The organism is Ignavibacteriales bacterium (assembly GCA_016709155.1).
In the GTDB taxonomy this organism is placed as follows: Bacteria; Bacteroidota; Ignavibacteria; order Ignavibacteriales; family Ignavibacteriaceae; genus JADJEI01.
In genome coordinates, this window is sequence record JADJEI010000001.1 from 49961 (window position 1) to 72700 (window position 22740).

At 35.1% G+C, this 22740-nt stretch carries 20 protein-coding genes, 2 tRNA genes and 1 pseudogene; 8 read left to right on the forward strand and 15 right to left on the reverse strand.

What is annotated here, in order from left to right:
• Positions 1-684 (forward strand): ABC transporter ATP-binding protein, encoded by a 684-nt coding sequence (locus tag IPH11_00265; GenBank protein MBK6912176.1) that lies wholly within the window; start codon positions 1-3, stop codon positions 682-684.
• Between the two features lie 11 nt (positions 685-695).
• Here IPH11_00265 and IPH11_00270 read toward each other — a convergent pair whose 3' ends face one another.
• The 5 genes from IPH11_00270 to IPH11_00290 form a co-directional block, all read right to left on the reverse strand.
• Positions 696-2204: a leucyl aminopeptidase gene (locus IPH11_00270; GenBank protein ID MBK6912177.1), complete on the reverse strand. Its 1509-nt coding sequence runs from the start codon at positions 2202-2204 to the stop codon at positions 696-698.
• A 920-nt stretch (positions 2205-3124) separates the two neighbouring features.
• Positions 3125-4159, reverse strand: a complete 1035-nt coding sequence (locus IPH11_00275; protein MBK6912178.1) for a 2-oxoacid:ferredoxin oxidoreductase subunit beta — start codon at positions 4157-4159, stop codon at positions 3125-3127.
• The gene (locus tag IPH11_00280; GenBank protein MBK6912179.1) at positions 4159-6012 is read right to left on the reverse strand and encodes a 2-oxoacid:acceptor oxidoreductase subunit alpha; all 1854 of its coding nucleotides are present in this window, start codon (positions 6010-6012) and stop codon (positions 4159-4161) included. Before IPH11_00280 ends, IPH11_00275 begins: the two co-directional genes overlap by 1 nt.
• Positions 6013-6243: 231 nt before the next feature.
• Positions 6244-8028, reverse strand: coding sequence for a thioredoxin fold domain-containing protein (locus tag IPH11_00285; GenBank protein MBK6912180.1), 1785 nt, complete (start codon positions 8026-8028; stop codon positions 6244-6246).
• A gap of 30 nt (positions 8029-8058) precedes the next feature.
• The gene (locus IPH11_00290) at positions 8059-9696 is read right to left on the reverse strand and encodes an NAD+ synthase (GenBank protein MBK6912181.1); all 1638 of its coding nucleotides are present in this window, start codon (positions 9694-9696) and stop codon (positions 8059-8061) included.
• A gap of 239 nt (positions 9697-9935) precedes the next feature.
• Between IPH11_00290 and IPH11_00295 the strand changes: the two genes are divergently transcribed.
• Together IPH11_00295 and IPH11_00300 are read left to right on the forward strand one after the other, a co-directional pair.
• The gene (locus IPH11_00295) at positions 9936-10400 is read left to right on the forward strand and encodes a PspC domain-containing protein (protein ID MBK6912182.1); all 465 of its coding nucleotides are present in this window, start codon (positions 9936-9938) and stop codon (positions 10398-10400) included.
• 10 nt (positions 10401-10410) lie between these two features.
• A complete protein-coding gene (locus IPH11_00300) occupies positions 10411-11358 on the forward strand; it encodes a hypothetical protein (protein MBK6912183.1) in 948 nt (315 codons plus the stop codon).
• 23 nt (positions 11359-11381) lie between these two features.
• Here the strand turns inward: IPH11_00300 and IPH11_00305 are convergent, their stop codons facing one another.
• The 6 genes and pseudogenes from IPH11_00305 to IPH11_00330 form a co-directional block, all read right to left on the reverse strand.
• Positions 11382-11750, reverse strand: a complete 369-nt coding sequence (locus tag IPH11_00305) for a methylated-DNA--[protein]-cysteine S-methyltransferase (GenBank protein ID MBK6912184.1) — start codon at positions 11748-11750, stop codon at positions 11382-11384.
• A 5-nt stretch (positions 11751-11755) separates the two neighbouring features.
• Entirely contained in the window at positions 11756-12823 is a 1068-nt protein-coding gene (gene prfB / locus IPH11_00310) for a peptide chain release factor 2 (protein ID MBK6912185.1), read from the reverse strand.
• 58 nt (positions 12824-12881) lie between these two features.
• Positions 12882-13193: a hypothetical protein gene (locus IPH11_00315; protein ID MBK6912186.1), complete on the reverse strand. Its 312-nt coding sequence runs from the start codon at positions 13191-13193 to the stop codon at positions 12882-12884.
• Position 13194: 1 nt separating this feature from the next.
• A complete protein-coding gene (locus IPH11_00320; protein ID MBK6912187.1) occupies positions 13195-14562 on the reverse strand; it encodes a DUF1446 domain-containing protein in 1368 nt (455 codons plus the stop codon).
• The gene (gene miaA, locus IPH11_00325) at positions 14563-15483 is read right to left on the reverse strand and encodes a tRNA (adenosine(37)-N6)-dimethylallyltransferase MiaA (protein MBK6912188.1); all 921 of its coding nucleotides are present in this window, start codon (positions 15481-15483) and stop codon (positions 14563-14565) included. It lies immediately after the preceding gene.
• Positions 15468-16105: pseudogene (locus tag IPH11_00330) on the reverse strand (protein-L-isoaspartate(D-aspartate) O-methyltransferase). Before IPH11_00330 ends, miaA begins: the two are co-directional and overlap by 16 nt.
• Positions 16106-16190: 85 nt before the next feature.
• Here IPH11_00330 and IPH11_00335 point away from each other — a divergent pair.
• Positions 16191-16709: a DUF2179 domain-containing protein gene (locus tag IPH11_00335; protein MBK6912189.1), complete on the forward strand. Its 519-nt coding sequence runs from the start codon at positions 16191-16193 to the stop codon at positions 16707-16709.
• 163 nt (positions 16710-16872) lie between these two features.
• Positions 16873-18645: a T9SS type A sorting domain-containing protein gene (locus IPH11_00340; protein ID MBK6912190.1), complete on the forward strand. Its 1773-nt coding sequence runs from the start codon at positions 16873-16875 to the stop codon at positions 18643-18645.
• A 152-nt stretch (positions 18646-18797) separates the two neighbouring features.
• On the opposite strand, the gene IPH11_00345 is transcribed toward IPH11_00340, so the two are convergent.
• The 4 genes from IPH11_00345 to IPH11_00360 form a co-directional block, all read right to left on the reverse strand.
• A complete protein-coding gene (locus IPH11_00345; GenBank protein MBK6912191.1) occupies positions 18798-18932 on the reverse strand; it encodes a GIY-YIG nuclease family protein in 135 nt (44 codons plus the stop codon).
• A 100-nt stretch (positions 18933-19032) separates the two neighbouring features.
• Positions 19033-19284, reverse strand: coding sequence for a GIY-YIG nuclease family protein (locus tag IPH11_00350; protein MBK6912192.1), 252 nt, complete (start codon positions 19282-19284; stop codon positions 19033-19035).
• A gap of 19 nt (positions 19285-19303) precedes the next feature.
• A tRNA-Cys gene (locus IPH11_00355) sits at positions 19304-19377 on the reverse strand.
• A 49-nt stretch (positions 19378-19426) separates the two neighbouring features.
• Positions 19427-19499, reverse strand: a tRNA-Gly gene (locus IPH11_00360).
• 120 nt (positions 19500-19619) lie between these two features.
• Here IPH11_00360 and IPH11_00365 point away from each other — a divergent pair.
• Genes IPH11_00365 through IPH11_00375 form a run of 3 tightly spaced genes read left to right on the forward strand, consistent with a single transcriptional unit; the run spans position 19620 to position 22716 of the window.
• Positions 19620-20255, forward strand: coding sequence for a glycerol-3-phosphate acyltransferase (locus IPH11_00365; GenBank protein MBK6912193.1), 636 nt, complete (start codon positions 19620-19622; stop codon positions 20253-20255).
• Positions 20252-21415 (forward strand): trypsin-like peptidase domain-containing protein, encoded by a 1164-nt coding sequence (locus tag IPH11_00370; protein ID MBK6912194.1) that lies wholly within the window; start codon positions 20252-20254, stop codon positions 21413-21415. Before IPH11_00365 ends, IPH11_00370 begins: the two co-directional genes overlap by 4 nt.
• The gene (locus IPH11_00375; GenBank protein MBK6912195.1) at positions 21415-22716 is read left to right on the forward strand and encodes an adenylosuccinate lyase; all 1302 of its coding nucleotides are present in this window, start codon (positions 21415-21417) and stop codon (positions 22714-22716) included. Before IPH11_00370 ends, IPH11_00375 begins: the two co-directional genes overlap by 1 nt.
• Positions 22717-22740 lie beyond the last annotated feature (24 nt).

Consider the following 22740-nt stretch of genomic DNA (forward strand, 5'->3'; position numbering starts at 1 on the left):
ATGATTAAAACGATATTAAGAGCGGAAAATTTAGTAAAGTCCTATAAGGTTGGTAAGGATAAACAATTAAATATTCTAAAGGGAATATCAATTGAAATTCAGGAAAATAAAATAACAACAATTATCGGCGCCTCTGGTGCCGGGAAGAGCACTCTTCTGCACATACTTAGCGGATTGGATAAAGCCGATAGTGGCGATGTTTATTTCTTCAATAGAAAATTTTCTGATATGAAACAATCAGAACTTGCTAAATTCCGAAATCAAAATCTTGGATTCGTATTTCAGTTTCATCATCTTCTTCCTGAATTTACAGCCCTTGAAAATGTAGCAATTCCATTAATGATTAATAAAATTTCCAGACAAAAATCATTTGAAAAAAGCCAAACTTTGCTGCAGATGGTTGGCTTATCTGAAAGAGTAAATAATAAACCGGCAGAACTTTCTGGTGGGGAGCAGCAAAGAGTAGCACTAGCAAGAGCGTTAGTAAATGATCCCAAAATAATTTTAGCTGATGAACCAACAGGAAATCTTGATTCCGAGAATAGCGAGTCAATTGGGAAGTTATTTATTAAAATAAGAGATGAATTGAAGGGAAGTCTTGTAATAGTAACTCACAATCCAGAATTAGTCAAGATAGCCGATCAAGTTTATGAGATGTTTGATGGTAAGTTAAAGAATAATTGACTATATGCAGATTACTTAGATTTATAATTAGACAAATAATCGGATAAAAGCCGCACACCAAATCCAGTCATATATTTTTTTGTATAGTTCGTCGAACTATTTGGGAAAGCCGGACCGGCAATGTCTAAATGAGCCCATTTCAGTTCAGGTTTAACAAAATTTTCGAGAAATTTAGCTGCCGTAATTGCTCCGCCCCATCTGCCACCAAGATTTTTGATATCTGCTATTTCACTTTTGTTTAATATGCCGTAGTCGTCCCAGAGTGGCAATCTCCAAACTCTATCAAATGTTCGTTGTCCGGCATCGTATAATGAATTGGATAATTCATCATTCGTACTAAATAAACCACCAACAAATTCACCTAATGCTACTACACAAGCGCCTGTTAGAGTTGCGAGGTCAATTATTATATCTGGTTTCATCTTTGAAGCGAAGTCTAATGCATCTGCAAGAATCACTCTACCTTCAGCATCGGTATTATCAACTTCAATCGTTTTTCCCGAAGAAGTTTTAATAATATCACCCGGGCGAAGTGATGATCCTGAAATCATATTTTCCGCCGAAGGTATAATGCCAATAATATTCAATGGAATTTTGTTTTTTGCTGCGGCAATGATCGTCCCGGCTACTACTGCCGCACCTGACATGTCAGCTTTCATATCTCCCATATTGGCAGCAGGTTTTATTGAAATGCCGCCGCTGTCAAAGGTAACACCTTTACCAACTAAACAAATTGTAGGAAGTTTTTTCTTCGAAGATTTTGAAGACTTGTAGTTTATTTGAATAAATCTTGCCGGATTAGAACTCCCCATTCCGACTGCTAATAACCCTCCCATATTTTTCTGCGTTATTTCTTTTTGATCAAATACTATGGTTTTTATTTTTAATTTAGCCATTTCTTCTTTTATGCGATTGGCAAGCAATTCGGGAGTTAAATTAATTGAAGGTTCATTCTGAAGATCGCGAGTAAATGAAAGCCCGGTATTAATATTTTTGGCAATCTGAATGGCTGATTTTAATTTTTTAGAATCTTCTGCATAAAAGAAAATATTCAGTTGTCTTTTTTGCTTTTTCTCACTTAGATATTTATCAAAAGTGTAGTTACCTAAAAATAATCCTTCCACAAAGCTTTGATAATAATATTCTTCGTTAGTAAAATACTTTTTGAACGAACTGAAATTCGGTATAAATACATGTAAATTCTGAACTTGTTCCTCTTCTAAATTTTGAATGAACTTAGAAAGATGATTTCTGAAATAATCGACATTAAATTTGGCATCAAGAATAACTTTGTGAATAATTACTGCATCAGGTTTGCCTTCATCTTTTGAAACTCTAATTTCCTTTCCATTTTTGGAAAGAAAGTTTTTCCTCTGCAATTCACTAAATCTGACATCAAATACTTTTTCCAAACCCCCGCCCCACAATTTCGCAATTTCGTTTACAGGTATGTTCCCCTTCGAACGAAAACTAACTTTAAAGCCATCTTTCAATTCGATAAATAAAAGTCCGATTGTCACACCCTTTATTGATAAAGCAAAATTGACAAATCCATCAGTATCTGATTCAAGTGCATTAAATTTAGAGAAATCATTCTGGGTGATGATCATGTAACCGATCTGCTCTTGTTTTCCGAATAACTTTAATGAGTTTAGAGCATTACCAAGCAGCTTGATTTTACCAAACTGACTTTGGTCAAAAATTTTATCATAAACTTCAGAGGGTATAACGCCTTCGTTAAGTAGTTCGGCGGCGATAAGATGCAAGGCAGAGTTCGTTTTTTCAAATCGAAATGAACCTGTGTCCGTCATAATTGCTGCATAAATTGGATTAGCCAGTTCATAATTCATTTTTACAATGGATGTGCGTTTAATTAGATGATAAATTATTTCGCCGGTAGAGCTGAATGCCTGATCTATAAAATAATAATCACAAAAATTTTCAGGGTCGGTATGATGATCAATTACAATCTTAGTCTTTTTAGATTTTATAAATGAATCACGCATACTAACAACGCGGTCTGAGCGATTGAAGTCTAAACACACTAAGACATCAACTTTATCAAAAATAAAATTATGCTTACCCGCATCATATTGTTGAATTTCGTTTTTCTTGTCAAGAAACAATAAGTTGTAAGGGGTTTCGCTGTGGTTAATAATAAAATACTCCTTATTTAATACGCGAAGTATGTTCCCAAAAGCAACCTCCGAACCAATTGCATCAGCATCAGGATTGACGTGTGTTGTTACAAGGAATGAATTATTATTTAGAATTATTTCAGATAATTTTTGAAAATCTATCATTTCGGCAAGTTACATTAATAGATATTTTTGATACTATAAAAATAAAAGTGGTGAAATTATTATTATAAAAAAAATTCTAATGAACCGAAGCCCATTAGAATTTTAAAATAAATAAAATATTCATTAAGGGATAAAAACTAATTTACTTCCCATGTGCTGCCTGCAAAAAGTAATTTTTCCAAATCTCCTTCACCCTTAATTTTCTTTACCTCAGCAATTTGGTTGGCTACCGCTTCATCATAAGTTGTTTTCATTATTTGTCTAAACACCCCAATAGGAACCGGCATGTTTGGTGAATCACTAAGATGACTTAGTATCATAGAAAGTACCGGACTGTCATCGAATTCATTATGAACTAAAACATCATTAACGCTATTACCTGGTTCATTAATATTAATAACTACAGGTTTTGTCCCAACTAATTTAAGCCCTTTGTCTTTTTTAGCACCAAATAACATAGGCTGGTTGTGTTCCAGAAATAGCAGGTTTTCATCCCGAACTGATTTATCTGAATACGAATCAAAAGCGCCATCATTAAAGATTACGCAGTTCTGAAAGATTTCAATAAATGCAAAACCTTTATGGTCTGCAGCTCTTTTAATAATTGTCTGCATGTGTTTAGGATTAGTATCAATAGTGCGGGCAATAAATGTTGAATCGCTTCCAAGCGCAACAGATATAGGATTGAACGGGTAATCTATTGAACCATAGGGGGATGTTTTCGTTTTCTTACCGACTTCAGAAGTTGGCGAATATTGACCTTTAGTTAATCCATAAATTTTATTATTAAATAGAAGTACTTTTAGATCAATGTTTCGACGGCAAGCATGAATAAAATGATTTCCTCCAATGCTCAGTAAATCACCATCACCAGTCGCAACCCAGACAGAGAGTTCAGGATTGGCAACTTTTACTCCGGTAGCTATTGCAGGTGCCCTGCCGTGGATACTATGAAAACCGTAAGTATTCATGTAATAAGGAAACCTTGATGAGCATCCAATACCGGAAATCCATACTACTTTTTCTTTTTCTTTCTCAATAATATCAGGAAAGGATCTTTGAACTTGGGCAAGTATTGAATAATCTCCGCAACCCGGACACCATCTGACTTCCTGATCAGATGCAAAATCTTTTGCTGTAAATTTTAATTGAGTCTTTACTTTTTCTTCCATTATTTTTTTTCTCCAAGTAATTCTAAAATTTTATCTTCAATATCAGATGTTCTCAAGGGCAGTCCTCTAACTTTATTAAAAGAGACAACAGGAGCAAGAAATTCACTTTTTAAAATTTTGGACAACTGACCAAGATTTATTTCCGGTACAAGAATTTTATTGAATTTCTTCAAAACTTCAGATGTGTTTTTAGGGAATGGGTTAATATATCTGAAATGAGCTTGCGATACTTTATGTCCTCTGTTTCTTACATGCATTACAGCTTCTTTGATAGATCCGTAAGTTCCACCCCATCCTAATACAAGTACTTCACCTTGTTGTTCACCATCAACAGAAAGCTCAGGAATATCATTTGCAATATTATTAATTTTTTGCTGTCTTAATCTGACCATCAAGTCGTGATTTTCCGGATCGTAGCTAACGTTCCCTGTGATATTCGCTTTCTCCAGCCCTCCAATTCTATGTTCTAAGCCGGGTGTTCCGGGTTTTGTCCAGGGTCTAGATAAATTTTCATCTCTCAAATATGGATGAAAACCTTCTGAATCAGTTCTGAAGTTTACCGGAAAATCGGGGATTTCATTTGCGTGAGGAATCCTCCAGGGTTCGGAACCATTAGCCAAATAGCCATCGGTTAACAATATAACAGGAGTCATGAATTTAACAGCAATTCTTGAAGCTTCAAAAGCCATATTAAAGCAATCGCTTGGAGTAGAAGCAGCAATTACCGGAATTGGTGCCTCGCCATTTCTTCCATAAACAGCTTGCAAAAGATCAGCTTGTTCAGTTTTAGTTGGAAGACCGGTACTTGGACCGCCTCGTTGCACATTAACTATAACAAGTGGTAGTTCTGTCATAACCGCTAAGCCCATGGCTTCTGTTTTTAATGCTAATCCAGGACCGCTTGTTGTTGTAAGCGCAAGGCTTCCTGCGAAAGAAGCACCAATAGCAGAGGTAATACCCGCAATCTCATCCTCGGCTTGAAAAGTTTTAACGCCAAAATTTTTGTACGTACTAAGAAATTGCAAAATATCAGAAGCCGGTGTTATCGGATATGATCCCAAAAATAAAGGCAATTTGCTTTTTACCGAAGCCGCAAGGAAACCAAGTGCGGTTGCTTCGTTACCTGAAATACTTCTGTAAGTACCTGCGGGTAATTTTGCTTTGTCCACTTCATACCTTGTTTCAAATAGCTCTGTAATTTCACCGAAATTATAACCTGCTTTCAATGCTTTTAAATTTGCGTCAGCTAAATCAGCTTTATTTTTGAATTTATCTTTTATCCAGCTAATTGTATTTTCAAGTGGTCTGTTATACAACCAATACATTAATCCAAGCGCAAAGAAGTTTTTACTGCGTGTGACTTCTTTTACTGAGAGTTTACTTCCTTCAAGAGCTTTAATGGTTAAAGAAGTAATGGGTACGGGGTAGGATTCGTATCCTTTTAGGCTATCATCTTCAAGAGGATTAGATTCATAATGAGCAAGTTTTAAATTTCTCGCATCAAATGAATCAGTGTTGACAATTATGATCCCACCCTTCTTTAATTCTGAAATATTTTTTTTCAGTGCTGCGGGGTTCATTGCAACTAAAACGTCTGGTCTATCTCCCGGTGTATGTATATCATTACTGCTGAAATGTAATTGGAATCCGCTGACACCGTAGAGTGTGCCTAATGGTGCGCGAATTTCTGCCGGATAATCGGGCAGTGTACTTAAATCGTTACCGACTGCAGCGGTAGTATCACTGAATTGGCTTCCAGTTAACTGCATTCCATCACCAGAATCACCGGCAAAGCGAACAGTTACTTCTGTAAGTTTTTTTGTATGTTTTTTTGAATTTAGATCAACTATCATTTGTTAACTCTGAATTTTAATTTATTGTTTAAGAGATGAATCCTTTATTTCGTTTTTCAAAACTTTTTTATTGTTATAATTTGAATTACAAAATGGATTCGACTTTATATGAAATAGTATTTGGGCTGACAGTAAAAATAAAATACGATTCCAAAATTATTTCTATCATTAATTATATAAGAACAAAATTATTCAATTGTAAAAATAAGATTTTTTGGAACCATATCATATTTATTGAATGCTTTTAATAATGTCTATGAATTCTTCGGCATTTACAAATCCTGTTATCCTATTGGTTTCATTGCCGTTAGAATCAAGAATTAATACTGTTGGAACTCCCACAATCTTAAATTTATTTCTTAAAGATTCAACATCAGGCGATAAAGATTTTGTCATATCAGCTTTTAGAGTCAGGAATTTTTTCGACTCTTCAATAACCTTATCATCTAAAAATGTAATAGCATCTAATTCTTTACACGGGATACACCAGTCAGCATAAAAATCTATAATCACAGGAGTTTGTCCAATAGAGCCGCTTAACTTTGATTCGGAATACTCTTGCCAATCAATCGTATTTGTATTAGCGGATGGCAAAAGATTATAAACCGCAAATGCAATGAGTAATACTGAAAAAACTATTTTGAAATTTTTAAAACCTTTTACACTGTTGCCCAGTTTATCAAAAACTAAAAGGTAAACAGCAGTTATAATCATAAAAACAGGCAGGACATATCCTGAAAATGATTTTGGAAGCAGAGGCATTATGAAGTACAAAGCCATTCCAATCAGAATGAAACCAAAAATATGTTTTACCCCATCCATCCATTCACCCGCTCTCGGCAATTTTTTTATTTTACCAGAGAATATTGCAAGCAGTAGATAGGGAAAACCAAGTCCAAGGGCAAGTACAAAGAACATTAAAAATCCTAAATATGGATCCGCTTTTGCAGCCACGTAAGTAACTAATCCTAACACGAATGGACCTATACAAGGAGCAGCGACAATACCCATAGTTAGCCCCATAAAGAATGCACCGTAAAAACCGCCTTTTGCTCCACCAGCCTTTGCAACCCACGAATTTGGTAATTGAAATTCGTATAATCCAAACATGCTCAGCGATAATATTAAAAATATCAAAGCAATAATTATAATCACGATTGGATTTTGTAAGAGCGAACCAAACACAGCACCACTTAAAGCAGTCACAACGCCTATCACTGAATATGTAACAGCCATTCCCACCACAAAAAGCAAACCCATTCCAAAAAGTCGAATAGTTTTTCCTTCGCTCTGTCCGCCGAAAAACCCAATTGTAATTGGAATAAGCGGATAAACGCATGGCGTAAGATTCAAAGCTAAACCTCCGATAAATACAAACAACAAACCAAGGAATAGTCCATTATTTTCAAGCATATTTGAAATTGAATTATCTGATTCGGAAGTCTTATTTATTTTCGATGATAGATCAGCATAGCTAAAATCAATTTTTTTAAATTCATCCTGATTGATTTCACTTGAAACCGACTGACTGTTGACAACCTGAATGATTAATGTATCGGTTATTGACGAGGGGGGTAAGCAAGTCATGTCGTTGCAAGCTTGATAATCAAAATTAATAATTAGTGTATAGCTGCCTTCTAATATGCTTTTATCAATTGATAAAAGTGAGCCAATCAATACTTCTCCCTGCCATGCTGATAGAGGTGTATCCGAAAACCCTAATTTAATTTCTTCCGCGGGGGGATAATTAGTTTTCTCAAGCTTAAACCCTTCTGGAATTTGAATGCTAACCTGGCTCGGGATTAAATAATCTTCTTTAGGTTTATCAGAATTTATATGCCAGGTATCTTTGATATTTAATTTTACAGCAATTTTAAATTGACCACCAGCATTCACTTTATCAAATGATGAAATTGTATTTATCCTGATTAAGTCTTCAGGACCAAACTGAGATAAAGACGAATCTTGTAAACCAACTAAAAAAATAATTACTATCAGATAAAAATATTTATTCATTACGATTCCATGAATTTGAGTTTATTAATTTTATTTTCTCCAGCCTTGAACAATTGGATATCTTCTACCATAACCAAAAGCTTTTTTAGAAATACGTAAAGCCGGGGCAGCTTGTCTTCTTTTGAATTCGTTTAGGTCAACCATACGCAATATCTTTTCGACCAATTTCTTATCCCCAACGGTAGAACTAATTTCAATTGCTTCTTTATTTTCTTCAAGATACATTCTTAAAATTTTATCGAGGATTTCATAAGGTGGAAGTGTATCCTGATCTTTTTGATTGGGTTTGAGTTCTGCAGAGGGTGGTTTTTCAATAATATTGTGTGGAATAATTTCTTTATTTCTATTAATATAATTTGAGATTCTATAAATATCTGTTTTATACACATCAGCAATTACAGCCAATCCTCCATTCATATCCCCATACAAAGTGCAATAACCCGTTGCCATTTCAGATTTATTGCCGGTGGTTAGTAAAAGATAATTTTCATTGTTCGCCAAAGCCATTAAATAAACACCACGAATTCTTGCCTGCAGATTTTCTTCAACAATGCCTTTCATTGATGATTTAAATTCCAATGACAATTTTTTGAGCGCTTCATCAACTGCGGATTGTATTGAAATATTTGAGTGTGAGATGCTTAAATTCTGAATGAGATTTAAAGAATCTGTGATACTTCCTTCGCTTGAATATTTTGAAGGTAATAAAACCACGTGAACATTCCCCGCCCCTAAAGCTTTTACAGCAATGTAAGTGACCAATGCTGAATCAATCCCGCCGCTCAATCCAATTAATACTTTTTTAAAATTTAATTTGCTGCAGTACTCCTTTAAGCCGAAAATCAAAGAGTTCAATACTTCTTCTTCAAATGATTTTTCCGAATTATTTATTTCGGGGTATTCTTTGTTTGTATCGAAAATAATATAGTCCTCTTCAAAAGATTTACCAAGCCTTACTAAATTTCCTTTAGCATTGAAGCACATACTTGCACCATCAAAAATTAATTCGGTTTGCGCTCCGACATTACAAACATAAGCTAACGGAACTCTGTCATCTTTGGTTAAAACCGATAACATTTTTCTGCGGTCTTCTCTTTTTCCGTAAGAATATGGACTAGCTGAAATGTTCAAAAGTACCGTTGCTCCTTGTTCAATCAGTTTTTTAACCGGGTCATTACTGTATCTTCGCATAAACCAATAATCACTATCATTCCATATATCTTCGCAAATAGATATTCCTAATTTTTCACCCTTAAATTCATGAGTAAATACCTCAGAAGCTGAATCAAAATATCTCATCTCATCAAATACATCATAATTCGGAATTAATGATTTGTGTTGAACGAATTGAATTTTGCCATTATAACACAGAAGTGCTGAGTTGTGAATATCTGTTCCAATATTATCATCGTCTTCGGTAATTGACCCAAAAAGCAATCCAACCTCTTCGGTTTGAGAAGCAATTTCAGAGGCAGCATTCACAACCGCATCCCTGAATTCTTTTTTTTCGACAAGATCTAAAGGTGGATATCCGGTTAAAATAAGTTCCGGAAAAAGAACGAGATCAGCTTTATCCTCAATTGCTTTTTGGTAGCCATCAATAATTTTTTTTTTGTTGAAAGCTATATCGCCTATAATAGAATTTACCTGACAGAGTGCAATAATCATAAATATTGAAAAAGTTTATTCTAAATTAAATTGAATTTTTTATCAAACAAAGACATTAAAAACTGCATGCACAATGTTAATACAAATTGCGTCAAAAATTACTTCCCTTTCTTCCGTTAATGAATCCGATACTCAAAATATATTACCGATTGAATAAAGGAATTAAACATTTAGAAATTAATAATTATTATTACATTCGAAAAAAGATTCAATTGTTAAGTAAAGTTAAAGGTGAAGAAATGAATAAAAAATTATATAGATCGAGAAATGACAGAATGCTTGCCGGAGTTGCCGGTGGACTTGCTGATTACTTCGGCATTGATCCTGTGTTAGTGAGAGTGATTTTTGTACTGGTTTTTTTTCTCGGCGGTGGTGGATTATTGGCATATATAATTTTATGGATTGTAGTTCCTGAGGAACAATTAGTCTTTAATATGTCTGAAGGTCAGAATTCGTCAACCGGCACAGGTCCTTCAGCTAATTTGAACACTGATCAATCTTCAACAAATTATTTTGAGAACTATCAAAAAAATTTAACACAAAAAAGTAATAACAGATCACTACTGGGAGGAATAGTTTTAATTGTTATTGGAATGTTATTTCTCGCGGATAATTTTATTCCGCATATTCATTTCGGAGACTTCTGGCCATTAATTTTAATTGCGATTGGTGTTGGCTTATTATTGAACTCTAAAAAAAATTGAAGGAGATAAAATGAAACCGAAACATATTTTTTGGGGAACCTTGTTTATTATACTCGGAGCATTAATTCTTGTCAATAATTTTCAATCAATTAATCTTGATTGGGGTTCGCTCTGGAAATTTTGGCCTGTTGCTATAATTCTTGGAGGTGTCTCTATCATTTCAAAAGATTTAGTATTAAAATCTATTATTGCTGGATTAGCGGCTTTAGTACTTGCCGTAACGGTATTTGCTTCAGTAAAAACTTTTGGTGAATGCACAGACGATAACTTCAGAATAGTTTTCGATGATGATGAAGAGTACGACTCTACAAACTCATCGGACACTAACTTTTATTTTTTCAATTCTAAAGAAGAAATTAAACATGCAAAACTTTCTTTTAATGCCGGGGCGGGTTCGTTTAATTTAGTTTATCCGACAGACACTTCCATTTTTTCCGCACAAGTTTCGGGAAAAGATAAAAACTACACTTTAATTTCTAAAGTTGAAGGCAGCAATGCTGATATCGAAATGGAAATGAAGCAATCGCGTTTTAATATTTCAAAAAATAATGTTAAACACAAAGTAAATTTATCCTTAAATAATAAACCCGAATGGGAACTCTATTTTGATATTGGCGCGGCAGCTATTGATCTTGATCTTTCTCCTTACAACATTCAAAAAGTTGACATAGACATGGGTGCTGCTTCATTGAAAATTAAGCTCGGAGATTTAAATAAGGAAACTAAATTTTATGTTGATGCAGGGGCATCATCTATCGAAATCTCAGTGCCGGAAAATGTTGGATGTGAAATAAGAACCGATGTATCCCTTTCTTCAAAAGAATTTGACAGATTCAATAAGATTAATTCTGATCTTTATCGCACTGATAATTTTGAGAAAGCTGAAAAGAAAATCTATCTTTACATTAATTCAGGTGTATCCTCAATAAATGTCAAACGTTACCCTAGTGGTTGGTGAGAAATTAAAAACCTTGTAGAAAGTCAATCAATTGTTTTTTTTCGAGCTTGAGGAAGCCATTTGTGCTTTTCCAGTACAACACAATCATGTTCATCGAAAGTTATTCCTTCATTTACCAGAAGCTCTTTCATTAAATTCGGATCACCAAAATGAATTTTGCCAGTTAATGCACCAAATCTGTTTACAACCCTGTGGCATGGCAATCCGGAATCTTTAGCTCCATTTAATGCCCATCCAACTGTGCGCGCAGAAGATCTAATTCCGCACACTTCAGCTATGTCTCCATAAATAGCGACTTTACCGTAAGGTATTTTTGCAACGACATCAAATACTTTTTGAAAAAAATCTTTATTCTTTTTTCTTAAATTCTTTTTTTTATAACCGGCTCTCATCAATATTAATTTTTACTAAATTTAAGTAAATAAGCTTTGATGAAATTTGAAATATCCCCATCCATTACACCTTGAACATCCGAAGTCTCTTCATCGGTGCGATGATCTTTAACCATATTGTATGGATGAAAAACATAAGAACGGATTTGACTCCCCCATTCAATTTTCATTTTTGCCTTTTCAATTTCATCAAGAGCTGCCATCTGTTTTTCCACTTCCAATTGATAAAGTTTGGAACGCAAAGGCCGCATTGCTTTAACTCTATTTTGACCTTGAGAACGTTCGCTTTGGCATGCCGCCACAACTCCGGTAGGAATATGCGTGATTCGTACAGCAGTTTCAACTTTATTTACATTTTGCCCACCCTTTCCACCTGAACGATAAGTATCAACACGCAGATCGGCTGGATTTACATCTATTTCTATCGTGTCATCAATTTCAGGAATTGCAAAAACAGATGCAAAGGAAGTGTGTCGTCTTTTGTTGGAATCAAAAGGTGAAATACGCACAAGCCTATGAACTCCATTTTCAGCTTTCAGATAGCCGTAAGCAAATTCACCGTCAACCTCAATAGTGACACTTTTAATTCCAGCCCCATCACCCTCTAACATATCCACCAATTGCATTTTGAAGCCGTTCTTCTCCCCCCATCGTAAATACATTCTCATAAGCATATCAGCCCAATCCTGTGCTTCGGTTCCGCCAGCACCAGAATGAATTGTAATAATGCAATTGCTTGAATCATCTTTACCGCTAAGCATATTTTTCAGCTCGGCTTTATCAATTGCGAGATTTAGATTATTTAATTCGGATTGAACTTCGGGTATTAGTGATTCGTCATTTTCAATTTGAGCAAGTTCAATTAATTCTTCGAGTGATTGCGCTTTAGAGTAAATTTTTTGCCATAACTCAACCCAATCCTGTAATGATTTAGTTTCAGCTAAAATTTTTTGTGCCTCAATCTGGTCATTCCAAAAGGAGCTTTCTGTACTTTTGTTTTGAAGGTCTTTTATTTTCGCTATTTTATTTTCGACGTCAAAGATAACTCCGTAAATCTTCGATTCGTTTTTGATATCCTTTTAGTGTTTTTATTTCGTCGTCGTACATTTCTATCCTTATTATTTCCTAAAATTAAATTTCAATTTCCATTCGAAGCAGTGCGGCAGCAAGCGTTTTTCCCTGAGCATCATGCTTCAGCGAAACAGTTCCCCCTCCCCCAAGTGTGTTATGAAGCAAAAAATTCAAAGCCCTCAGATTTGGTAATTCGTATCGCTCAACTTCACCAAGGCAAATTCCTTTAAAATGACTTTTAACTTTTTCAACAGTTAAATGTTTTCTGATAATTTCGTAACCATCATCATTATATGCAATAATACCAACATTTGCGGCATCACCTTTATCGCCGCTCCTACCATGAGCAATTTCAATTAATCTTTTTTTCATTTTATACCTCAAATATTTTTACTTCGGGTTGAACTAACGTTTTTGGGATCAGTGCAGGCCAGTAGGCTACTACTTCACTTGGTTTTGGTCTGCCGCCTGCAAAACCCGTTACACTTGGCGGTCCGGTTAAAATTAGAGGTGCAATTTCTTTACCAAATCTTTCAACCGAAAAATAATCCTGCGAACGAACTGCAACTCGAAGCATTATTTCATTAATATTTTCTTCATCTAATTTAGCTGCAAGCGGACCGTGACAGGAATTGTAGCCGATAAATTCGCTTCTGATTTCATCAAATTTTAGATTGAGATTTTCTAATCGCTTCCGTAGAATTTGATCTGCAGCTTTTGCTTTGGTTAAAGCATCAGGCCATGAGTAAGTCAATGAAGCTGAACTGGAATATCCGCTTGAGTATGAGCAAGATACTTTATAGAAAGGAGTTTCTTTAGCTCCTTTCACATTGAATACTTTAACTCTGTTGTTACCGAGATCATCGAGTTTAATTGATGTGAAATCAGCAACGCAATCGGGGGTGATGTAAGATTTCGGATCACCGATTTCATAAAGCAATTGCTCAGCTACAGTTTCGAATGAAACTCTGCCTCCGGTGTTTTCATGTTTGGTAATGATGACATCACCATTTGGAAAAGCTTCTGCAATAGGGAAACCAATTTCTGCGAGATTAGGAATGGATTGCCAATCTCCCAAAAAATTACCGCCCGATGATTGCCCGCCGCATTCAAGAATATGTCCTGCAACTGTTCCGGCAGACAACAGATCGTAATCGGCTTTCCCCCACCCAAATTCATAAATCATTGGGGCTAAAGTTAATCCTGTGTCGGTTGTTCGTCCTGTGATTATTATTTGCGCATCTTTCTGCAATGCTTCGACAATCGGGAAAGCTCCAAAGTAAACATTTGCACTTAGAATTTTATCTTTGATAATTGAAATGGATTGATTGTCTTCCATATTAGCAAGTCCAGCACCTTTACTAATTAAGTCATCCAGATTATTTTTGATATCGTCTCCAAGTACAACACCAACCTTTAGTTTTCTAATCCCTAAATCTTTAGCAACATTGATAACTGCTTCGGCACAGGCGATAGGATTCACTCCCCCGCCATTTGTAATTACTTTAATATTTTTCTCGATACAGATTGGCAAAATTCTTTTCATCAATTCCGGGATATCCTTTGCGTAGCCGAGGTTTGGATTTTTATTTTTTTGCTTTTGTAAAATTGACATTGTTACTTCTGCAAGGTAATCCATCACGAGGTAGTCAATCTGTCCTTTAGTAACTTGATGGTAGGGGGCATCAATCAAGTCTCCCCAGAATCCTTGTCCCGAGGCAATTCTAATTTTTTCTTTCATTTAATTACTCAATTCTATTATTGAATTAGATATTTCATTTAATTGATTTTCAGAATTTATTTTAAACCAGTGAATTCGTTTATCTGCATTGAACCATGTCAATTGTCGTTTAGCAAAATGCCGGGTATTTCTTTTGATCAATTCGATGGCTCTTTCAATAGATATTTTATTATCTAAATAGGAAAATATTTCTTTGTAGCCGACTGTATTCAATGCATTAAGTTCTTTTGTAAAACCTTTTGCTAAAAGTGATCTAGCTTCTTCTACTAAACCATTCTTTATCATCTCATCAACACGATTATTAATTCTTTCATAAAGAATATTTCTTTCCCAGTTTAGACCAAATTGAAAATATTTTATATTTATTTCACGCTCATATTCTTTATGAAGCTCGGAAATTTTTCTTCCCGTTAAATGATAAACTTCGAGTGCACGAATCACGCGTTTCCAATTTTGAGGAAACATTTTTGCTGCTGCATCAGGGTCAATAGATTTTAATTTTTCATACAGAAATTCATTACCATTATTTTTTCTTAGAGCAGAAAGATGTTTTCGGTACTCTTCATCATTGTCCTCAATTTCGAATAATCCATCAACCAATGCTCGAACATAAAGACCCGAACCACCGACTACAATTGGTATTTTATGAACATTAAATAATTTCATAAAAATACTTAAAGATGATTTTTCAAATTTGCTTACATTAAATTCTTGAGTAGGCACAAACTCATCTATAAAATGATGCTTAATTTCTGATAGTATTTTTGCATCAGGTTTTGCGGTTCCAATATTTAAATATTTGTAAATCTGTCTGCTGTCAGCCGAAATAATTTCCGAGTTCAAATTTTTTGCTAATAAAAATCCAAGCGAAGATTTACCAGAACAAGTCGGACCGGCAATTACAATTACTGTGCGTTCCAACCTTCTTTACCAATTAAGAGAACAAATTTGAATTCGGGAATTTCTTTAGTCTCAAATTCATTTTCAGAAATTTTGGTTATGACAATTAGTTTTTGAGAATTACGATTTCCAACTGGAATCACCAACCTTCCACCCACCGCCAATTGTTTTTTTAATGTTTCGGGAATTGAAGGAGAACCTGCCGTAACAATTATTCCGTCGAATGGTGAATATTCATCCCATCCCAAAGTGCCGTCACCATATTTTGTATAAACACGGATTCCTAGTTCATCAAATAATTTTTGCGTATTGTGTAGAATATCAAGCTGTCGTTCAATACTATAAACAGAAGCTCCCATCTTGTTTAATATTGCTGCTTGATATCCCGAGCCTGTTCCGATTTCAAGGATTTTGTTGTCCGGTTTTACTTTTAATTCCTGTGTCATAAGCGCAACAGTGTAAGGCTGCGAAATCGTTTGTCCAAATCCAATAGGTAAAGCAACGTCTTCATAAGCATGATGCTTCATAGCAGGGGGACGAATTTATGTCTCTCAATCTCACCAATAGCTTTGAGAACAAAAATATCGTCAATTCCTTTATTAGATAATTTATCTACTAACTCTTCTCTTTTAACTCTGTACATCTTTTAATTATTTTTTCTTTATCTAAAGATAAAAATAAATGAGTAATTATTTAATTTTGAATGACTAAAATACATTGGATAAAAAATGATCGAATCAATTTCTGGTGCATTGTTAATTATGGGTATGCGTATTTGCGATGTAACTATCGGAACAATTAGAACATTATTAGTTGTTCAGGGAAGAAAATACTTAGCTGGTGCTGCTGGTTTTGTTGAAGTTCTGATTTGGATTTTTGTGATAAGATTTATTTTTCAACATCTTGACAGTGGTTATAATTATTTTGGATACGCTGCAGGCTTTGCAATTGGAAATATTGTTGGAGTTACACTTGAACAAAAAATTGGATTGGGCTTTGTCCAGTTAAACATCATATCCAAATATGCAACTGATGAAATTGCAAACTCGCTTCGAAAATCAAAATACGGAGTTACGATATTACCAGCAGAAGGGGGAAGCGGTGGCGTTTCGATAATTGTAGTAATTGTTGCCAGAAAGTTTCAACCGGATGTAATTAAACTTGTTGAATCAATTGATAAAAGTTCATTTATTACTGTTCAGCCTTCGATGCCGTTTCGTGGATACACCCACGGACCAAGAAAATAAATTATTTTTTTTAAAAGATTTATTGATTTTAATGTTTTTTTTTGCAAATATGCAGTTGAAATAATTTGTTCTTTTTCAAAAAAACAAATAAGAGACAAATGAATCACTCATTTTCTGTTTCACTAAATAACTTACTTACTCATAATTCAATTCTGGAGGTATAATGAATAGACTTCAAACTATTCTGCAAGCAACTCTTCTTTCATTAGTAGTAGTTGCGTTCACGTTCGCTCAGGACTTTTCTCGTTCTAGTATTTTCAATCACGAAAGAGCTCCTTATCAAGTTGATGCAACCGTCCTGCAGTGGGATGACGGCGTTAATTTTGATGCTATCGGTTTAACATCCGGTGGTACTTTCGAAGTCTCTGCTCGTTTCCCAGCTTCATTAGTCGGTGGATTAGCCGGCATGACTTTAGATCAGGTAGAAATTTATCTTAATGATCTACCCTCTCCATTGGTCATAAAAATTTATGATCAGGGAACACCTTCTCTTCCTGGTGCATTATTATACAGCGAAGACGTTACCTCAAGTGCTGTTGGTCTTTCTTGGAATACTTTCACACTTGCTTCATCAGTCACACTTTCAGGTAATGACATTTGGGTTGGGTATGAAGTAACTCATGGTGCTGGATTATTTCCTGCAGGTGTTGACGATGGTCCAGCAGTGACTGACGGTGATTGGATTTATTTCAGTGGCGCTTGGGACCACTTAAATAATTTCGGTTTACCTTACAATTGGAACATCCACGCTTATGTTAATGATGGCGGCGGGGGAGATCCTATCGTTTTCGCTGATAATTTCGACGCTTACACTGCTGGTCAGCAATTAGCTTGTCAGAATCCAGTTGACTGGACTACATGGAGTGAAGATCCTTGCAACGCTACTGAAGATGCTTTCATTTCTAACGCTCAATCTTTTAGTTCCCCAAATTCTGTTGTCATCGTTCAAAATAATGATCAGGTTAAATTACATGGCGATTTAACATCAGGTAAATGGGAAATTAACTTTATGGTTTATATTCCAACTGGAGCTGCTGGTTATTTCAACACACTATCTGGATTTACCGGTGGTGCTTATGAGTGGGCAATGGAATGTTACTTCAATGCTGGTGGTGCTGGCAGCATAAATGCTGGTGGTACGGGTACAGGAACTTTTACATGGGTTCCGGATCAATGGAAATTTGTTCGGGTTGTTGTTGATTTAGACAATGACATGGGCGAATTCTGGTACGATGGTAGTATGGTAAATTCTTGGATGTGGACTGCAGGAGCAACTGGCACAGGTGGAGCACTTCAATTAGCTGCTAACGATTTCTTTGGAGCTACTGCAACTGATCAAATGTATATAGATGATTATCAATTGATAGATCGACTCATTCCTGTTGAGTTAACCTCATTTACTGCGACTTCTAATAATAACGAAGTCGTACTAAACTGGTCAACTGCAACTGAAACAAACAATCAGGTTTTTGAAGTTGAAAGAAAATCTGAAGGTTCAGAATTCAGAACTATCGGTTATGTTGATGGTAAAGGTACAACAACAGAACAGCAGAATTATTCTTATATGGATAAAAATGTTGAAGTTGGCACATATACTTATCGTTTGAAACAAATAGATTTTAACGGACAGTTTGAATATTCAAATGAAGTTGAAGTTGAAGTTTCAGCACCATCAGTATTTGCTTTGGATCAAAACTATCCAAACCCATTCAACCCTTCTACCATTATTAATTATAGCATTCCGGAAGTTGGTTTCGTTAAATTAGCAGTCTTTAACCTTTTAGGTGAAAAAGTTGCTGAATTAGTAAATCAGGTTGTTGAAGCCGGTAGCCATCAGGTTACTTTCGATGCTTCATCACTTCCATCAGGTGCTTATTTCTACAGTATTGAAAGTGGAAACTTTACTCAAGTAAAGAAAATGCTTTTAACCAAGTAAGAAATATTTCCTTCCTTACTAAAAGAGCCGCTGAAATATGCGGCTCTTTTATTTTAAAGTGTTATTCAAATTATAATTTTCCGTCTGCACTTAATATGGGGTTAACTTGCTCCTTCTTCTTTTTTAGAATTGTAATCTAAGCTGTGGTTGATCTAAAGGGGGGATCGATTTCTTGTGGACTTTACTTTACCTGAATTATGTTCCTCCACCCTTCTTTGAATTTCATTGGTTGAACCAATATATCTTTTATTGTCCTTTAGGCTTTGAAGGATATAAACGAAGTACATAACCTTAAATGTTTTTTTGAAGCGCCGGTCGGATTCGCCCCGCATAGCGGGGTTGCAGACCTTCGCTTTAGGCCACTTGAATATGTATCAAAACTTAGTGCTATGAATTAACATTAAGATGATTCAATTCAAAGTCAAGCTTTCCCTTCCGACTCTTAATATACAATTCTCTTTTTGTGGCTTCTTCTTTTGTATTATACTCTTCAAGGTGAATTAATCTGAGGGGGGTTCGATTTCTTGTTGACTTAACTTTACCCGAATTATGTTCCTCCACCCTTCTTTGAATTTCATTGGTTGAACCAATATATCCTTTATTGTCCTTTAAACTTTGAAGGATATAAACGAAGTACATAACGCTTAAATGTTTTTTGAGGCGCCGGTCGGATTCGAACCGACGAATAAAGGTTTTGCAGACCTTCGCCTTAAGCCACTTGGCTACAGCGCCATATCAAAAATGTTTCAAAAAAAAACAAATCCACTTTCGTGGATTTTTGAGCGGGAAACGGGACTCGAACCCGCGACTTCAACCTTGGCAAGGTTGCGCTCTACCAACTGAGCTATTCCCGCATTATTAAATTTTCGAATGCAAATATAAGAGCGCTAACTTAATCTTGCAAATTTTTGCTTACTCAATTTATTCTTTTGTAAAAAGAAATTATCTTTAAAACAATAAATAGAAAAAATATAATGGAATTTACATCAAGTATAATTGTAGGCTATCTTTTTGGTTCTTTCCCAACTGCTTATTTGTTGATGAAAAAAACGAAAGACATCGATATCACAAGTGCAGGTTCTGGTAATGTTGGAGCTATGAATTCCTACGAAGTATCTGGATCAGCGATGATTGGATTCTTTGTATTTGCAATAGATTTTCTTAAAGGATTTCTGACCGTATTCGTTCTTAATATGTTATTAAATAACTCATTTATTTTTGCTGCAATAGGAGTTTTGTTTGCACTGTTTGCTCATTGTTTTAATCCTTGGTTAAACTTCAAAGGAGGTAGAGGTTTGGCTACTGCCGCAGGAAGTGCTGTATTAATTTTCCCATTTTTATTTTTCGTTTGGGTATTACTATGGGTAATAATTTATATAATGAAAAAAGATATTCTATTCAGTAACATTGCATCTAATATTTTAAGTCTTTTTGTTGTCACATCAACTCCAACACTGGCCGTAAAGTATAGTTCAGCAGCTTCGGTTGAAATTGGTTTATTAATGTTATTTACATCTTCATCAATGCTGATAATAATAATAAAGCATATTGAACCTTTAAAAGAAATAATAAAAAATAAAACAATATTTAACGGAAAAATAAAATCATGAATAAAACTGTTTTTGTTCAAATATTATCAATGTATTTATTGGTTGGGTCATTACTCCACCCTATTAAAAGCCAGGGTTTAGATAGTTTATCCCATAACTTTCAGAGTAGCTCTTACGAAACGAAAAGTGGAAACAATGATCAAATTTCAAATCAGCGAAGAAACATTATTACTCAAACAGTAGAGCGTGTAAGCTCTGCGATAGTCGGAATCAATGTAACAGAAATTCGTCAATACCGGGACCCATTTTCAAATTTCTTTGACGATCCATTTTTCAGACAATTTTTTGGAAATCGTGGAAATAATAATCAGGAAGTTAAAAGTCTTGGTTCAGGTTTTATTATTTCTTCTGATGGCTACATAATAACAAATGATCACGTTGCTGGTAATGGCAGTAAAATTACAATCACCATGACAAATGGAAATCACTACGATGCGAGAATAGTTGGAACTGATCTGGTTTCTGATATTTGTTTGTTAAAAATTGATGAAAATAATTTGCCTTATGTTACTCTTGGAAATTCAGATGATATACTTATTGGGGAGTGGGTAATAGCTCTCGGAAACCCTTTTGGATTATTTGAATTAAATGATCAGCCAACAGTAACAGTTGGAGTAATCAGTGCTTTTGGAATGAACCTCGAACCAATTGACGGGAGATTTTATCTAAACATGATTCAAACTGATGCTTCAATCAATGGAGGTAACAGCGGCGGTGCATTGGTAAATAGTATTGGCGAAGTAATTGGAATGAATACTCTTATTTTCACTGCCGGCAGTCAAGGAAGCATAGGGCTGGGGTTTGCAATTCCAATAAATAAAATAAAAAAAATAATTAATGAGCTTAAAGAGCGTGGAGTAATTGATCGCGGCTTTGATATTGGGATGAGAATTCAAGGCATTGATGAAGGAATTGCAAAGTACTATAATCTAAAGGATACCAAAGGCGTTATTGTTACACAAGTAATGCGCAACTCACCCGCTGCAAAAGCGGGAATTGAACCGGGTGATATTATTATTCAGGTTGAGAATTATAAAATAAATAATGAAAATATTATTCAAGGTGTATTTCAAGAATTTAGAAGAGATCAAACAATTAAGATTAAGCTTCTTCGAGAAACAAAAGAACTTACACTGCAAATGAAGTTGGAGAAAATTTAATGATTGAAAGATACACCCTCCCCGAAATGGGTAAAATTTGGACTGATGATTACAAATACAGCACCTGGCTTAAAATAGAAATACTCGCCTGCGAAGCAAGAGCATCTAAAGGTGATATTACACCCGAAGAATTAATTTTGATTAAAGAGCGATCAAAATTTGAAGTAAGCAGAATTATTGAGATTGAAGAGACTACCAAACATGACGTTATTGCATTCCTAACCAACGTTGCCGAACATGTCGGGACAGCTTCCCGGCATATTCATTATGGAATGACTAGTTCGGATGTTCTCGATACTACCCTCTCCTTTCAAATTAAGAGGGCTGGAGAAATTTTAATGAAAAAACTTTTTGCCTTAAAGGAAGTTTTGAAAGAAAGAGCACTTGAGCATAAATACACTGTTTGTGTTGGCAGATCGCATGGAATTCACGCAGAGCCGACAACAATGGGATTAAAATTCGCTTTATGGTATGAAGAGATAACAAGAAACATAAAACGGTTAGATCACGCTATCGCAGTTATTTCTGTTGGGAAAATTTCCGGTGCAGTGGGTACATTCGAACATCTTTCGCCGGATGTTGAAGAATATGTTTGTAAAAATTTGGGGTTGAAAGCCGCTCCAGTTTCAACTCAAATTATACAAAGAGATCGGCATGCAGAATTTATGACTACCCTCTCCATTATCGGAGCTACTCTTGAAAAAATTGCAATTGAGATTAGGCACTTGCAGCGCACAGAAGTGTTGGAAGCAGAGGAGTTTTTTTCAAAAGGACAAAAAGGTTCATCGGCTATGCCTCACAAACGAAATCCAATTGTTAGTGAGCGAATAGCAGGTCTTGCACGAATACTTCGTGGGAATGCTTTAGCTTCGATTGAAAATGTTGCACTATGGCACGAAAGAGACATTTCACATTCTTCCGTTGAGAGAATTGCTATTCCTGATAGTTGCATCGCTCTTGATTACATGCTGGATTTGGCTGTCAAGCTTTTGAAAAACTTAATTGTTTATCCTGAAAACATGAAAAAGAATTTAGATATTACACGAGGACTTGTTTTTTCTCAAACAATTTTATTGAAACTCATTACAAAAGGGATGTCAAGAGAAGACGCATATAAATTGGTTCAAACTTGTGCGATGACTGTCTGGAATGATCAAAGTAAAAATCTAAAGGATGAACTTTTCCGGGACAGTGATGCAAGTCAAATACTATCTAAAAATGAAATTGAAGAAATATTCAATTCGAAAAGCATGTTAAAAAATGTTGACATTATTTTTAATAGAACCATTCTGAAAGATTAATCCACCCACATAAAATTGCTTGCA

What these genes read in the sequence shown, in the direction of transcription:
- IPH11_00265 (MBK6912176.1), top strand. Translation starts at nt 1, where the DNA reads ATGATTAAAACGATATTAAGAGCGGAAAATTTAGTAAAGTCCTATAAG.
- IPH11_00275 (MBK6912178.1), bottom strand. Translation starts at nt 4,159, where the DNA reads ATGGAAGAAAAAGTAAAGACTCAATTAAAATTTACAGCAAAAGATTTT.
- IPH11_00280 (MBK6912179.1), bottom strand. Translation starts at nt 6,012, where the DNA reads ATGATAGTTGATCTAAATTCAAAAAAACATACAAAAAAACTTACAGAA.
- IPH11_00285 (MBK6912180.1), bottom strand. Translation starts at nt 8,028, where the DNA reads ATGAATAAATATTTTTATCTGATAGTAATTATTTTTTTAGTTGGTTTA.
- IPH11_00290 (MBK6912181.1), bottom strand. Translation starts at nt 9,696, where the DNA reads ATGATTATTGCACTCTGTCAGGTAAATTCTATTATAGGCGATATAGCT.
- IPH11_00295 (MBK6912182.1), top strand. Translation starts at nt 9,936, where the DNA reads ATGAATAAAAAATTATATAGATCGAGAAATGACAGAATGCTTGCCGGA.
- IPH11_00300 (MBK6912183.1), top strand. Translation starts at nt 10,411, where the DNA reads ATGAAACCGAAACATATTTTTTGGGGAACCTTGTTTATTATACTCGGA.
- IPH11_00305 (MBK6912184.1), bottom strand. Translation starts at nt 11,750, where the DNA reads ATGAGAGCCGGTTATAAAAAAAAGAATTTAAGAAAAAAGAATAAAGAT.
- IPH11_00315 (MBK6912186.1), bottom strand. Translation starts at nt 13,193, where the DNA reads ATGAAAAAAAGATTAATTGAAATTGCTCATGGTAGGAGCGGCGATAAA.
- IPH11_00320 (MBK6912187.1), bottom strand. Translation starts at nt 14,562, where the DNA reads ATGAAAGAAAAAATTAGAATTGCCTCGGGACAAGGATTCTGGGGAGAC.
- IPH11_00335 (MBK6912189.1), top strand. Translation starts at nt 16,191, where the DNA reads ATGATCGAATCAATTTCTGGTGCATTGTTAATTATGGGTATGCGTATT.
- IPH11_00340 (MBK6912190.1), top strand. Translation starts at nt 16,873, where the DNA reads ATGAATAGACTTCAAACTATTCTGCAAGCAACTCTTCTTTCATTAGTA.
- IPH11_00345 (MBK6912191.1), bottom strand. Translation starts at nt 18,932, where the DNA reads ATGTACTTCGTTTATATCCTTCAAAGCCTAAAGGACAATAAAAGATAT.
- IPH11_00350 (MBK6912192.1), bottom strand. Translation starts at nt 19,284, where the DNA reads ATGTACTTCGTTTATATCCTTCAAAGTTTAAAGGACAATAAAGGATAT.
- IPH11_00365 (MBK6912193.1), top strand. Translation starts at nt 19,620, where the DNA reads ATGGAATTTACATCAAGTATAATTGTAGGCTATCTTTTTGGTTCTTTC.
- IPH11_00370 (MBK6912194.1), top strand. Translation starts at nt 20,252, where the DNA reads ATGAATAAAACTGTTTTTGTTCAAATATTATCAATGTATTTATTGGTT.
- IPH11_00375 (MBK6912195.1), top strand. Translation starts at nt 21,415, where the DNA reads ATGATTGAAAGATACACCCTCCCCGAAATGGGTAAAATTTGGACTGAT.